This is a genomic window from Bradyrhizobium sp. USDA 4461 (assembly GCF_054055655.1).
The window spans coordinates 4,639,405-4,653,639 of the sequence record NZ_JBSRXM010000001.1 but is presented as its reverse complement, the minus strand read 5'-3'; the positions used below and the strand labels follow the sequence as shown (position 1 = coordinate 4,653,639).

Annotated in this window: 11 protein-coding genes; 10 read left to right on the top strand and 1 reads right to left on the bottom strand. The window is 61.7% G+C overall.

Translation table 11 applies throughout. From position 1 onward, the window contains the following. Positions 1 to 15 precede the first annotated feature (15 nt). The 10 genes from ACVINW_RS21465 to ACVINW_RS21420 all read left to right on the top strand — a co-directional run bounded on the left by ACVINW_RS21465 (position 16) and on the right by ACVINW_RS21420 (position 10,950). Complete coding sequence (locus tag ACVINW_RS21465) at positions 16 to 1,128, top strand: NAD-dependent epimerase/dehydratase family protein (RefSeq protein ID WP_456753125.1); 1,113 nt, start codon at positions 16 to 18, stop codon at positions 1,126 to 1,128. Then, positions 1,125 to 2,192 (top strand): NAD-dependent epimerase/dehydratase family protein, encoded by a 1,068-nt coding sequence (locus ACVINW_RS21460; protein ID WP_456753124.1) that lies wholly within the window; start codon positions 1,125 to 1,127, stop codon positions 2,190 to 2,192. Before ACVINW_RS21465 ends, ACVINW_RS21460 begins: the two co-directional genes overlap by 4 nt. Next, positions 2,189 to 3,475 (top strand): TIGR04295 family B12-binding domain-containing radical SAM protein, encoded by a 1,287-nt coding sequence (locus tag ACVINW_RS21455; protein ID WP_456753123.1) that lies wholly within the window; start codon positions 2,189 to 2,191, stop codon positions 3,473 to 3,475. The genes ACVINW_RS21460 and ACVINW_RS21455 overlap by 4 nt, the downstream gene beginning before the upstream one ends. 23 nt (positions 3,476 to 3,498) lie before the next feature. Next, positions 3,499 to 4,584 carry a glycosyltransferase family 4 protein gene (locus tag ACVINW_RS21450; protein WP_456753122.1) on the top strand — a complete coding sequence of 362 codons (1,086 nt, stop codon included), beginning with the start codon at positions 3,499 to 3,501 and terminating at the stop codon, positions 4,582 to 4,584. After that, a complete protein-coding gene (locus ACVINW_RS21445) occupies positions 4,581 to 5,711 on the top strand; it encodes a CgeB family protein (RefSeq protein WP_456753121.1) in 1,131 nt (376 codons plus the stop codon). Before ACVINW_RS21450 ends, ACVINW_RS21445 begins: the two co-directional genes overlap by 4 nt. Further along, the gene (locus ACVINW_RS21440; RefSeq protein WP_456753120.1) at positions 5,708 to 6,796 is read left to right on the top strand and encodes a CgeB family protein; all 1,089 of its coding nucleotides are present in this window, start codon (positions 5,708 to 5,710) and stop codon (positions 6,794 to 6,796) included. Before ACVINW_RS21445 ends, ACVINW_RS21440 begins: the two co-directional genes overlap by 4 nt. Then, a complete protein-coding gene (locus ACVINW_RS21435; protein ID WP_456753119.1) occupies positions 6,793 to 7,914 on the top strand; it encodes a CgeB family protein in 1,122 nt (373 codons plus the stop codon). The genes ACVINW_RS21440 and ACVINW_RS21435 overlap by 4 nt, the downstream gene beginning before the upstream one ends. Before the next feature lie 10 nt (positions 7,915 to 7,924). After that, positions 7,925 to 8,989, top strand: a complete 1,065-nt coding sequence (locus ACVINW_RS21430; RefSeq protein WP_456753118.1) for a UDP-glucuronic acid decarboxylase family protein — start codon at positions 7,925 to 7,927, stop codon at positions 8,987 to 8,989. Then, on the top strand, positions 8,986 to 9,654 hold the full coding sequence (locus ACVINW_RS21425; protein WP_456753117.1) for an NUDIX domain-containing protein: 669 nt from the start codon (positions 8,986 to 8,988) through the stop codon (positions 9,652 to 9,654). Before ACVINW_RS21430 ends, ACVINW_RS21425 begins: the two co-directional genes overlap by 4 nt. 825 nt (positions 9,655 to 10,479) lie before the next feature. After that, on the top strand, positions 10,480 to 10,950 hold the full coding sequence (locus tag ACVINW_RS21420) for a hypothetical protein (RefSeq protein ID WP_456753116.1): 471 nt from the start codon (positions 10,480 to 10,482) through the stop codon (positions 10,948 to 10,950). A 263-nt stretch (positions 10,951 to 11,213) separates the two neighbouring features. Here ACVINW_RS21420 and ACVINW_RS21415 read toward each other — a convergent pair whose 3' ends face one another. Next, positions 11,214 to 14,201 carry an FAD-binding and (Fe-S)-binding domain-containing protein gene (locus tag ACVINW_RS21415; RefSeq protein ID WP_456753115.1) on the bottom strand — a complete coding sequence of 996 codons (2,988 nt, stop codon included), beginning with the start codon at positions 14,199 to 14,201 and terminating at the stop codon, positions 11,214 to 11,216. Positions 14,202 to 14,235: the final 34 nt, after the last annotated feature.

The window sequence follows — 14,235 nt, the reverse complement described above, 5'->3', positions numbered from 1 at the left end:
AGGGAGCAACGGCGCATGACTCGTGTTTTGATTACTGGCGGCGCAGGGTTTATCGGCTCGCATGCTGCCGACGCGCTGCTTGCCGCAGGCCACGAGGTCCGGCTGCTGGACAATCTGTCGCCGCAGGTCCATGGCGCGGATGGCGAACGCCCGCCCTACCTGAACAAGGACGCAGACCTTATTGTCGGCGACATCACGGATGGGTGCGCCATTGAGCGCGCGTTACGAGGCGTGGACAAGGTGCTGCATTTGGCTTCATCGGTCGGCGTCGGTCAGAGCATGTATGATATCGCGTCCTATGTCAGGACCAACGAGCTCGGTACGGCGCAGCTGCTCCAGGCTTTGTCGCGGTGCCCCGTGGAGCGTCTGGTCGTCGCTTCCTCGATGAGCGTCTACGGGGAGGGATTGTATCGAGTCGTCGATCATGGCGCCCATGCCGTCGGCGATCGCTCGATCAATCAGCTCCGCGACGGTGAATGGGAGTTGCGAGACGGCGCAGGCCGGAGCCTCGAGCCGGTGCCTACTCCCGAATCCAAGCCCCCATGCCTCAGCTCGATCTATGCCCTGAATAAGTATGCGCAGGAACGGATGTGCCTGATCACGGGAAAGGCCTACGGTATCCCGACCGTCGCACTCCGCTTCTTCAACGTATTCGGTCCGCGCCAGGCTCTATCTAATCCCTACACGGGCGTTCTGGCGATCTTCGCCGCGAGGCTGCTTAACAACAGGTCGCCCCTGGTGTTCGAGGACGGACTGCAGCGCCGCGACTTTGTTCATGTTAGCGACGTGGCGCGAGCTTGCAGTCTAGCGCTCGAGTCGAACCACGTTTCGTCTATCTTCAACATCGGTTCAGGTCAGAGCCGAACAATCCTGTCCGTCGCAAAGAGCCTCGCCGAGGTCATGGGGCGCACCGATATCGCGCCCGAGATTACCGGAAAACATCGTGTCGGTGACATCCGTCATTGCTTCGCAGATATCGGCAAGGCAGCTGCGGAGCTGCGCTTCACGCCAAGCGTCACCTTCGAGGATGGCCTTGACGAACTGTCCAGTTATCTTGCCGACCAGATCGCCGACGATCATGCCGAGCGAGCTCGCGAAGAATTATCACGCCGGGGCCTCGTGGCATGATGGGCGCACAACAGAACAAGCCCGTGTTGGTAACCGGCGGCTGCGGCTTCATCGGCTGCAACCTTGCTGATCGCCTGGCCGCCCGCGGCGATTCCGTTGCCGTATTTGACAATCTCGCCCGCGTCGGCGTTCGCGAAAACGCGCATTGGCTCAAGTCGCGACATGGTGGGCAGGTTGAGATTGTCGTCGCCGACATCCGCGATCCCATTCCCGTCATCGACGCCGTTCGTGACGCGCGCGCCGTGCTGCACCTCGCGGGCCAAGTGGCCGTTACCGACAGTCTGTCCGATCCAGCGGGCGATTTCGAGACGAACGCGCGCGGAACCGTCAACGTGCTCGAGGCCGTCCGCTTGCACAATCCGGCAGCGCCTGTCCTGTTCGCTTCGACGAACAAGGTCTACGGCCAGCTTGGCGATGAGCGCGGCGTTGCGCGCGTGGACCGGCGCTACGTGCCGGTCGCCGACGGCCTCGCGCAGGGCATCTCTGAAGGCGCGCCGCTCGATTTCTATAGTCCGTACGGCTGCTCGAAAGGAACCGCCGATCAGTATGTCCACGACTACGCCCGGGTGTTCGGGTTGCAAACTGTCGTGATGCGGATGAGCTGCATCTACGGGCCGCGGCAGTTCGGTACCGAAGATCAGGGCTGGATCGCTCATTTCCTCAGAAGCGCGATCGAGAACCGGGCCCTAACGATCTACGGTGACGGATATCAGGTGCGCGACGCGCTGCACGTCAGCGATGCCGCCGAGGCCTGGCTGTCGGCGCTCGATCGGATCGCTATCACTCACGGCTGCGTGTTCAATCTCGGCGGTGGCGCTGCCAACGCGGTAAGCCTCCTGGAACTGATCGATGAGATCGCGCGGCTGATCGGCCGTGAGGTGGAATACGGGTTCGCCGACTGGCGGCCCGGCGACCAGCCCTGGTACGTCACTGACACCACTGCGCTCTCCAAGGCGTTGGGCTGGACGCCAAAGGTCCCGCTGCGCGAGGGCCTGCAGTCGCTGCACGCCTGGCTTGACGGCCGGTTCGGGCCAATCGTCGCACACAAGGAGGCGTCGGCATGACCCGTGTCGCTCTGATCAATCCAAATTGGAATTTCGACGGCAGCATCTATTTCGGCTGTCGCCAGCCTCACTTGCCGATCGAATTCGGCATCTCGGCCCACTACCTGCGCAAAGCCGGACATCCGACGCTGCTGCTCGATGCGCAAATGTTCGACCTTTCGTATCGCGACATCGAGGCCGAGCTCCGGGCCTTCAGGCCTGATCTGATCGCGGTCACCACTGCTCCGACCTATCTTTTCTGGCGCTGTGCGCCGCCCGAGCTGCGCATCCCGCAGGAACTGCTGCTCTCGCTGGTCGGTCTGGCGCCAACACTGGTCGCCGTCGGCCCGCACGGATCGACGACGCCAAGGACGGCGCTGCGCAAACTCGGCGTCGATATTGTCGTGATGGGCGAGTGCGAGCAGGCATTGGTGCGCCTTGCCAACGGTGAACGGGATTTCGCGGGGCTCTGCTTCCTCGACGGCAGAACCGTTCGGGTCAACGGCGGACCGCAGGCGGTCGCCTTCAAGGACCAACCCGCACTGCGATGGCCGGCCGAGATGATCCAGAGTCACCATCACCATCATCACCGCTTCGAGGCGGAACCGGTCGGCCCCGGCGCCGAGGTCGAGGCCTCGCGAGGTTGCCCCTACAACTGCACGTTCTGCGCCAAGGAGAATTTCCGCAATGCTTATCGCCGGCGTCCTGCCGCGACGGTTCTCGACGAGATCGACGGCCTGCGGCGGCACGAGATCGAGTACCTCTACTTTATCGACGAGATCTTCCTGCCGAACGCCGAACTTCTGCACGGGCTGACCTCCCGCGGCATCAAGTTCGGCATCCAGACCCGGATCGACCTCTGGAAGCCCGAGATGCTGGCGCTGCTCGGTCGCGCCGGCTGCGTGTCGATCGAGGCTGGCGTGGAGAGCCTGACGCCGGAGGGCCGCGAGGCGCTGGCCAAGAACTGCAAGATGACAACGGAAGAGCTGGCGGACCGGCTGGTCGAGGCGCGCCGACACGTTCCCTTCGTCCAGGCCAACCTGATCGAGATGCCCGAAGACGATGATCCGGTCGTGCAGCGTTGGCGACGGCAGATGCAGGATGCGGGCATCTGGGCCAACGATCCAGTGCCGATCTATCCTTATCCGGGTTCGCCGGATTACCGAAAGCTCTGGGGCGAGCCGGACGACTTCGCCTGGGAGCGAGCGCACCAGCACTACCTCGCGATATTCGATCGGTTCAGCGACGTCCAGGATGAACGTCCGGTCCCGCTCGCCGCGCTCGAGCTGCAGGTTGCGCCATGACCCGGACTTCGTGCCTCACGGTTATGATGACCACCGATGCCGTTGGCGGCGTCTGGAGCTTTTCGTGCACGCTCGCCACGGCATTGGTCAGCATGGGTGCGGATGTCCACCTCGTCACGCTGGGCCCGCCTCCGAGCCCCGAGCAGCGCCGCATGTTGCGCGACTTTCGCGTTCACCTGATCGAGACCGATCTCGCGCTGGAATGGCAGGACCCGGGCGGAATCGACGTACCCAATGCCAAACGCGTGCTCGCCGGTCTGGAATCGCATATCCGGCCCGACGTCATTCACCTCAACAGCTTCCGCGAGGCCTCGTTCGAATGGACGGCACCGACAATCGTGGTTGCGCATTCCTGCGCAAATTCGTGGGCGCTCGCGTGCAACGATACGGCTTGGCTCAATGACCCGGCATGGCGGCATTACACCAGGGCAGTCCGGCAGGGCCTTAATGCCGCGAACAGCTGGGTAAGCCCCAGCCGAGCACTACAGCAGGTCATCCATGAGCTTTACTGCCCAAGCGCCCCCGGCGTCGTGATCTGGAATGGCACGCTGCCTACCTCTCTGCCGACACCCAAGCGCGCCTTTCTGCTGGCCGCCGGACGGTTTTGTGATCGTGCCAAGAACCTCTCGGCTGTCGTCGAGCTCGCACGAGGATTGGAATGGCCGGTGCTGATGGCCGGTCCAACCTTGAGCGAAGTCCCGGCCGGCCCGATTTGGCTCGGGTCGCTTGATTATGATGCGTTGCAGGCGCGCATGAAGCAGGCCGCGATCTTTGTAAGTTTCGCGCTTTATGAACCGTTCGGCCTCGCGGCGCTCGAAGCTGCCTCGGCCGGTTGCGCGCTGGTTCTCTCGGACATTCCGACGTTTCGCGAACTCTGGGATGACGCCGCTCTCTTCGTCGATCCAGCAGATCAACGCGAGCTCAATTGCACGGTGCGCCGGCTGTGCGCCGACTACGATTGGCGCGCACGACTTCAACACGCAGCATACGAGCGGTCGCGGCGTTACTCGTTGGCGCAAATGGCCGGTGCCTATCACGATCTCTATGCCGCTCTGCCGACGGCTCGAATTGCCCAGCCCCACTCGCCTGCCTTGGAGATGATGGCATGAAATGCGTCTTGTTTTGCCATGCACTCACCTCATGCTGGAACAACGGCAATGCGCATTTTCTCCGCGGAATCGCCCGCGAGCTCGATGCGCTCGGGCACGACGTCGTCGTCTACGAGCCGATCGACGGCTGGAGCCGGGTCAACGCGCTTCAGGACGGCGGCGAACGGACTTTCCAGGAAGTGGTCGCTCTGCTGCCCGGAGTCGATATCAGGCAGTATCATCCCGGCTTCGATCTCGAAGGCGCTCTCGATGGCGCGGGACTGGTGATTGTTCACGAGTGGAATCCGCCCGAACTGGCCAAAGCGATAGGTCGGCATCGTGTCCTGACGGGCGACTACACCCTGCTGTTTCACGACACACATCATCGCGCGGTCACCGCGCCGCAGGAACTCGCCCGCTTCGACCTGTCCGGCTTCGATGGCGTGCTAGCCTTTGGCGAAGTCCTACGGGAGATCTATCTCGGGCTCGGGTGGGCTGATCGGGCTTTCACCTGGCACGAAGCCGCCGACACCAGGCTCTATCGGCCGATGCCGCAGATCGCACGACGGAACGATGTGATCTGGATCGGAAACTGGGGAGACGGCGAGCGGGCCGCCGAGCTCATCGAATTCCTGATTGCCCCGGTATCCCAGCTCGGATTGCGCGGCGAAATTCACGGCGTTCGATACTCGCGCGACGCGCTGCGCGTGATCGAGGCCACCGGCATCGACTATTGCGGTTGGTTGCCGGCGCATCGGGCGCCGGCGGCATTCGCCACCGCACGCGCAACAGTCCATGTGCCGCGCGGCCCTTACGTGCAGGCGCTCCCTGGCATACCGACCATCCGGATGTTCGAGGCGCTCGCCTGCGGCATTCCGATCGTGTCCGCGCCTTGGAGCGACGTCGAGGGCCTGTTCCCGGAAGGCAGCTACCTGAGCGTGACCAAAAGCGATCAAATGCAGGCAGCGCTAAAGGGGCTACTGCACGATCCGGCGCTCGCGCAGGCAATGGCGAACTCAGGCCTTGACGTGATTGCAGAACGGCATACGTGCCGCCATCGCGTCCTTCAGCTGCTCGACATTGTCGAGCATATCCGCGGACCTCGGCGGCAAGTAGCCCAATCGCAGCGGGAAGGAGCGCTCACATGAAAATCTGCTTCTTCGGCTCCAGCCTGGTCTCTTCCTACTGGAATGGCGCCGCCACTTATTACCGCGGCTTGCTCAAGGAACTCGCAGCCCTCGGTCACGATATTACGTTCTTCGAACCTGACGCCTTCCAGCGCCAGCAGCATCGCGACATCGCCGACCCGCCTTGGGCCAAGGTTCTGGTTTACCCGCCGACGTCCGAAGGATGGCAAAGTTCGCTGGAGACTGCCGCGCAGTCCGCCGACCTTCTGATCAAGGCAAGTGGAGTCGGCGTGTTCGATGAGGAACTCGAGAATGCGGCCGTCGAGATCCCGTCCCGCGCGATTCGTGTTTATTGGGACGTCGACGCGCCGGCGACGCTCGATGCGATGTCGCAGCAATCGCACCATCATCTGCGCAAGGTGATCCCGCATTACGACCTGGTCCTGACCTATGGCGGCGGTGACGCTGTTGTAGCCGCGTACCGCGCGGCCGGTGCGCGTGATTGCGTTCCGATTTACAATGCCCTGGACACGTCGACGCATTTTCCAGCGCCGGCGAGCCCGAGGTTTGCCTGCGATCTCGGCCTGCTGGCGAACCGCTTGCCCGACCGGGAGCAACGGATCGACAGCTTCTTCCTCGAGGTTGCGCGCGCCATGCCGTCAAGGCAGTTCGTGCTGGGCGGCTCGGGCTGGGACAACAAGGACACACCCGCCAACGTGCGCAGCGTCGGTCACGTCGGCACCAGCGATCATAACGCGTTCTTCTGCTCCGGCCTCGCGACGCTGAACGTCAATCGCGAGAGCATGGCGCGGTATGGCTTCTCGCCGCCGACACGCATTTTCGAGGCGGCCGGCGCTGGCGCATGCCTGATTACCGACGACTGGAAGGGCATCGACACCTTCCTGGAGCCGGAACGCGAGGTGCTGATCGCATCGAGCGGCGCCGCCGTCGCCGAGCACCTGGACTCACTAACAAACGATAAGGCGCGCGCAATCGCCTCTCGCGCCAGAGCCCGGATCCTTTCGCACCACACTTATCGGCAGCGCGCGCGCCAGTTCAACACTCTTTTTGCGGAACGAACGATGAGAATCGAGGCAGCGGAATGACTCTCAGCATTGTCGTCATCGGACTATCGGTCACTTCGTCTTGGGGCAACGGTCACGCCACCACCTACCGCGCCCTGATCGAAGCCTTGGCGCAGCGCGATCATCGCGTGACGTTCCTGGAACGGGACATGCCGTGGTATCGCGAACATCGCGACCTTGCCAACCCGTCGGCTTGGTCCGTTGAGCTCTATCAGTCACTGCCGGACCTTGCATTCAGATTCGGCAAGCTTATCAAAAGCGCCGACCTCGTGATCGTCGGATCGTACGTTCCCAATGGCATCGCGGTCGCGGATTGGGTGACGACCTACGCCCGGGGTATAACGGCCTTCTACGATATTGATACGCCTGTTACCCTCGCGGGGCTCGATCGAGGCCTGCCATATCTTTCCGCGGCGCTGATCCCGCGATTTGATCTTTATCTGTCGTTCACCGGCGGCCACGTGCCAAGCCATGTCGAGACTGAATATGGCAGCCCGCTCGCGCGCGTCCTCCATTGCAGCGCCGACATTGACATCTATCAGAGCCAGCAGCGGCAGCCGAAGTGGGAACTGGGTTATCTCGGCACTTACAGCCTCGACCGTCAACCGTCGATCGAACGGCTATTGATTGCCCCAGCCCATGCCATGCCGGACTTGCAGTTTGTCGTCGCCGGCTCGCAGTATCCTGACATCAGTTGGCCGGAAAACGTCGCGCGGATCGATCATCTCGCTCCCTCCCTCCATGCGGGATTTTACTCCGAGCAACGCTTCACGCTGAACATCACACGCGCGGACATGCGAGCCATCGGCTTTTCGCCTAGCGTGCGGCTTTTCGAGGCAGCGGCGTGCGGAACGCCGATCATCTCAGATCGCTGGACAGGTATCGAGACGATCCTGGAACCGGAGACCGAAATATTGCTCGTTGACGACACCAGCGACGTTATTGAGATCCTGCGCGAGATGCCGGACGACGCTCGCCGATCTCTCGGAGCAAGGGCACGCCGGCGCATCCTAAGCGAGCACACCCCGACACATCGAGCACGCCAGCTCGAATCCTATTTTCAGGATGCGCTTGCCCAGCGTCGGCGGAGACCGGTCGACCGACCAGCCGTCCGTACTAAGCACGCCGTCGAAATCTGAGGAGGATCAATTGACGTACCAAGCACAAATCCCGGGCGTGCTGCCTTCACGCACCGTGCTGATCACGGGTGGCGCCGGCTTTATCGGATCGCATCTTTGCGACGCACTCTTGCGGCGCGGAAACCGCGTGATCTGCGTCGACAATCTTTTCACCGGAACGCTCGACAACATCAAGCCGCTTCTGAATCATCCCAAGTTTGACTTCATCCAGCATGATGTCCGCGAAGCCTTGAGCATTCCCGGGGAAGTCGACCAGATCTATAGCCTGGCCTGCCCGGCCTCGCCACGTCATTATCAGCGGGATCCGATCGGCACCATGAAGACATGCGTCATCGGCACCATGAATGTACTCGAGTTGGCTCGACAGAAGACCGCGCGCATCCTGCAGGCTTCGACCAGCGAAGTCTATGGCGACCCTGAGGTGCATCCGCAACCGGAAAGCTATGTCGGTCATGTCAACATGATCGGCCCCCGCGCCTGCTACGACGAAGGGAAACGCGCGGCGGAGACGCTGATGTTCGACTACCAACGGACGTATGGTGTAGACGTGAAGGTCGCACGCATCTTCAACACCTATGGACCACGCATGCTCGAGAATGACGGACGCGTTGTCTCGAATTTCATCGTCCAGGCGCTGCGCGGCGAACCGATCACGATCTACGGTGAGGGTCGCCAGACGAGAAGCTTCTGCTTCATCGACGATCTCGTCAGGGGACTCGAAATGCTGATGCAGAGTCCGTCAACGGTGACAGGGCCTTGCAACCTCGGCAATCCTCAGGAGATCACCATCGAGGCCATCGCGCGAACGGTTCTTGCATGTACCCAGTCGGCCTCGCCGCTGCGGTTCGAATCGCTCCCGGAAGATGATCCCAAGCGCCGAAAGCCCGTCATCGAAACCGCCGAGCGATTGCTTGGCTGGCGTCCACGCGTCACATTGCAGGAGGGGTTACAGGCGACGATTGCCTACTTCTCGCTCCGCATGGCGACACCTTCTCCCGCGCTGGTGAGCGCGCGTCCGTCGGCGAACTCTGCACGGCGCAGGCGGGCGCAACTGACCCTGGCCGGTCATCAATGACACTGCCAGAGACGGTCTGGATCGGCGACCGCGAACCGCGATCGATCACTGTATCTTCTCCACAGCTGATCGGTCGCGGCTATCGCGACTATCATCGATTTGCCATTGCAGACCGGCGAAGCGCCGAAGCCGGCTTTCCGCTCGAACGCGACGTACTCCGTTCCGGTCGCGTCGTTGGCGTGCTGGCGCTCGACCTTGAGCGCGATGAAGTCGTTCTGACCCGTCAATTTCGGATCGGCGGTCATCTCGCCACCCGACGCAGCGAGATGGTCGAGATCGTGGCTGGTCGGGTTGATCCCGACGAGATGCTCGAGGCGGCAGCACGACGCGAGTGCATCGAAGAGATCGGGCTCACGCCGTTGTCGATGTTGCGGCTATTCGACTTCCTGCCGGCGCCAGCTCTGGCTGACGAAGTCATGACGCTCTTCTTGGCTCACATCGATGCCGGTGCAGCGCCTGTTCGGGCGGGTGCATCGTACGAAGGCGAAGACATTGAGGTCGTCCGCTGCCCGATCGGGCAAGCCATTCAACTGATGAAGCAAAATAAAATCCAAAGCGGTCCAACGATCATTGCCCTACAGTGGCTGCAACTGTCATTCGCGTCGCTCCATGATTCGATCCCGCAGCCACACGGCGACGAGGTTTCGAGTTCTGCTCCGCGCTGACGGGCGTGCATGCACTCACAACCAACAGGAATGGCCGGTGAATTTGCCATTCGCACCTACTCGACGATACGCCTTGCCGAAGCACAGCAACGTTCTGACGCAGGTCTGAGGGGAGCTTGATGGGCAACCCTATGCTTGGGCCGCCGCCGCCCGAACGCTGCACTCGGCCCGTCCCCCCGGCAGGGTTATGTGCTACAGAACAAAGCGCGGTCGACTACCTCGCGTAAAAGAGGCACGGATCGCCATGCATCAGGTTATGGCAGCTCGCAGCAAAAGATGAAAAAAACTCCGTTAGTTCAACATATTATGCAGTTCGACGGTTATCAAATGAGAGCGCCGATCGGAAAACAAACGAGGGAATGAGCAGATGGCTCGCGAGAACGATGGCGCGGCGGGCAATCGTCCATGGCGCTGGGGAACCTCGCCGAGATTTCTGACGTGATCGGCGGCCCGCGAGGATCGCATAGCGACGAAGCGAGGTTGCTTGGCTGAAAGCACGGCCGGTTAGCCCCTATCCGCGGCAGCGATTGGAATTCACGTCTCTGGAGCGCCTCCAATATGCTAATGCGGGAACTCTCTGGGTCAGCATCAATCAAGGTTGCCTGTATCCAACACCTCAACCCGGATGTTCAGGCAACGGCCTCAGCACTGGCCTCCGGCCCCCAGAAGTGTTGAGGCCGTTTCGCTGCGCGCATTGGCCGCATGCAGCCATTCCCGCGACGAGGCGATATTCCCGTACCTTCCCGGTGCAATTGGCGCGCGCGGATCGCTATAGAACGCGCAGCGAACCGACACGGTCGGCCGCTTTCAAAGGGCGGACAAACCATGCCGAAGCACTGGTCAACGGAAGAAGAGCGGCGACTGCTCGAACTGCGCGAAAACGGGCTGACATGGATCCGCGTGGCCCGGCTTCTGGGCAGAACCGAAGCCTCGGTCGTGGGCCGCTATCTCAAGCACCTGAAAAACAAGAGGCAGCCGCGCAAAATCGTCTGCAGGCCAAAATTGCGCCTACCATCCCGGAATCCGCTGCTCGAACTTGCTGCAGCGGTGTTGGCCCGAAACAGGCAGCTACGAGCCGAGTTGATCGACAGACGATGGAGAGCCGTGGCACTCGAAAGCCGGCTGCAAGCGCTTAGTGATAACTTAGCCAGAGAAATGCAGCGCGCCAAAGATAACGTCGGCATGCGATCAACCCTCACTGCGGGTTCAGCAGAGCATATTCTCTGTATCACCGTTTCGCGCTCGGTATCCTCAAGCCCGCCGAACGAGAGCGAAATCCTTGTCGACGAATGGTGATCTGCTTGACTCTTCGTCGGGTTTTCACATCACGCGCTCCAGTTGGAAGCAGGAGCGTCAGCACTCTCGCTGGAGTTGCGACGACAACCTCGAGCGGACCGGCAAAGCATGAGCCTCATTGCGTCCGGACGCATTCAAGTATGAAGCGGGTCCAGCGAGCAGGCCGACGATAGGAACGGCGGCACGTGTGAATCGGCACCACATCGAACCGCGAGGGATTTCCGGCTCGGATGGTTTCAGTCCGGATCCTACCTCCGACGACATTATGCTACCGGCCTGGATACGCCAGTCGAGTTCGCCAACAGTTCCGCGACGTGCATCGTCTTCCGGCCAGTGCATTGCTCGATCTGCTCTCGGCAGCTGAACCCGTTGGCCAGAATTGAGGTGCCACTTGGCGCATTCCTGATCCTTGGCAAAAGGGCACGTTCGGCCGCAGTGACGGATAGGTCGTACTTGTCGCGTTCGAATCCGAATGCTCCCGCCATTCCGCAGCATCCTGACTTCATGATCTGATAATCCAATCCAAGGTGATCGAGAACGTGTCGTTCTGCCGACGGCGTGAGCACCGCGTGATGATGGCAGTGAAGCTGCACCAGCGCCGCGCCTGACATTCGGCCGAGTTGCTCGCCCGAGACGTGGCGATCCAGGAACTCGGTGAAGTATAGCATCTGCCGCGACAGCCGTCCGGCGTGCTCGTGGCCTGGAAAGAGGTTCGGCAATTCATCACGGAATGCGCTAACGCACGCCGGTTCAAGGCCAACGATCGGCATACCTGCCCTCGTAGCCGCCGCGAGTGACGCAAATGTGCGTTCCCAAAGCGTCTTGGCACGATCGAGCATACCCCAATCGTAGAGCGGCCGCCCGCAACACAGAATCTTGTCCGGAATCGTCACTGTGAATCCGAGCGCTTCCAGAACCTGCGTCGCCGCTATCGCGGTTTGCGGCCTGAAATAATTGTTGAACGTGTCCGGCCACAGCATGACCCTGTTGCTGCCGGTTCGCTCACCGCGGGCTTGAAACCATTGGACGAAGGATTGGCGAGCATAGCTTGGAATCCTGCGTCGCGGCGAAATTCCTCCGGCCCATTTGGCCGCTGCTGATAGACCTGGCGATTGTAGCACCGTGTTGACCAACCAAGGCATGGTGCTTGCCAGCCGCGACCATTGATGGATCAACCCCATGGAATAGGCGGCGCGCGGACGCATACGCCCCTTGTAGTGATGCGCGCGGAATTCGGCCTTGTAGGTCGCCATATCGACCTGCACTGGGCAGTCCCTCTTGCAGCCCTTGCAGCCAAGGCAAAGATCCAGCGCCTCCTCCACCTCCGAGCTGCGCCACAGGTCGTCGATAGGTCCGCCATGCAGCATCTCGAACAGCAGCCGTGCGCGACCTCGTGTCGAGTGTTTCTCCTCGTTAGTTGCCATGTAGCTCGGACACATCACGCTCTTGTTGCTGTCGCGGCGCCGGCAAGCCCCGACGCCGACGCATCGGCGCGTCGCCTTCGCAAAGCTGTTGTGGTCGTCCCTGTAGGAGAAGTAGGTGGACACATCGGGCGGCTGATAGTTCGGCCCGATCCGCAAATTCGAGGTCGGCGGGAACGGATCAATCACCTTGCCCGGATTCATCCTGCCCGACGGATCCCAGATAGCCTTGAATTCCCGGAACGCCTGCATCAGTTCCGGCCCGTACATCTTCTCCAGCAAACTAGCGCGAGCCTGGCCATCGCCGTGCTCGCCAGACAGCGAACCTCCGTAGCGAACGACGAGATCGGCGGCTTCGTCGAGGAATCGCTGCCAGTTGGCAAGGCCAGCCTCGGTGCGCAGGTCGAACGGCACGCGGCAATGGATGAGGCCATCGCCGAAATGTCCATAAACCGATGCTTCGTAGCCGTGCTTGTGGAAGAGCGTCTTGAGCTCGCGCAAATATCGGCCGAGGTCTTCACGCCGGACGGCGCTATCCTCCCAGCCAGGATGCGATTCCGGAAAGTTCGGCACATGGGCGGTCGCCGCCAGCGCCGCCTCCCGCACTTCCCAGATCTTGGCCTGCTCCTTGTGATCGGCTACCAGCTTCGTAGCGTGCCCGCGTCGCCGAAATTCCTCGGCCAGCGGATTGGCCTTCGCCGTTGCTTCGTCGCGCGTGTCGGTCCCGAACTCCGCGATCAGCCAGCCGCCTCCTGACGGCAGCGCCTTCACATTCTCAGGATGAAGATGCTTCCGCTGGACGAACTCGACCAGCAAGCGGTCGATCCCCTCCAGCCCGATCGGGTTGTAGGGCAACATATCGGTCACGGCATCCGCCGCGAGATAGATGTCCTCGAAGCCGACGATGACAAGTACACGGTATCCCGGGCTGGGCATCAGGTTGAGCCCGGCGCGCAAGACGATTGCACAGGTGCCCTCGGTTCCGACAAGCGCTCGCGCGACGTTGAACCCGCGCTCCGGCATCAGCTCATCCAGATTTTCGTATCCTGACACGCGGCGCGGAATTCTGGGATACTTCGCCAGAATGAGATCGCGGTAACGGCCACGAAATGCATCCAATTGCCGGAATATCTCTGCTCGGCGTCCGCCTGCGGCGAGATGCTGGCGGAATTGCTCCTCGCTGGTCGGGCCGACCTCGAGGCGAACGCCGTCATAGGTGAGGATATCCAGCGAATGGACATTGTCCGAGGTCCGGCCCGCTATCACCGAGTGCACGCCGCACGAATTGTTGCCGATCATGCCGCCGATCGTGTTGTGGTCGTGCGTTGCGGGATCGGGTCCGAAAGTGAGTTGATGGCGTTCGGCTGTCGCGCGCAGATTATCGAGAATACACCCGGGCTCGACCTCGGCAATCCGCGAAACCTCATCGATTGAGATCACGCGGTTGAGGTATTTCGAACAGTCGATCAGGACTGCAAAGTTGCAACCCTGCCCGGCGAGACTTGTCCCACCGCCGCGCATGACGATCGGGGCGTCGAACTTGCGACAAATCTCGAGAGTTGTGGTGACGGCCGCCGCCGAACGCGGGATCACCACGCCGATCGGCACCTGCCGATAGTTCGATGCGTCCGTGGCATAAAGCGCTCGGCTGCCGGCATCGAACCGCACCTCTCCATCGACTGTACCGGCGAGTTCGCGGCCGAGGTCCCCATATTGACCTGGGGGGCGAGGCGCCACTTCCTCGCTGGTGATCCGGCCGCTCGGCGTTCGCTCGATGCGCCGCTGTGAGCCCCGCGCTTTGCGATGGTCGATTTCCAGAGTGTGGCTCATCGAGCCTCCTGTGCTCAGAAACGCGTGGCCCGAC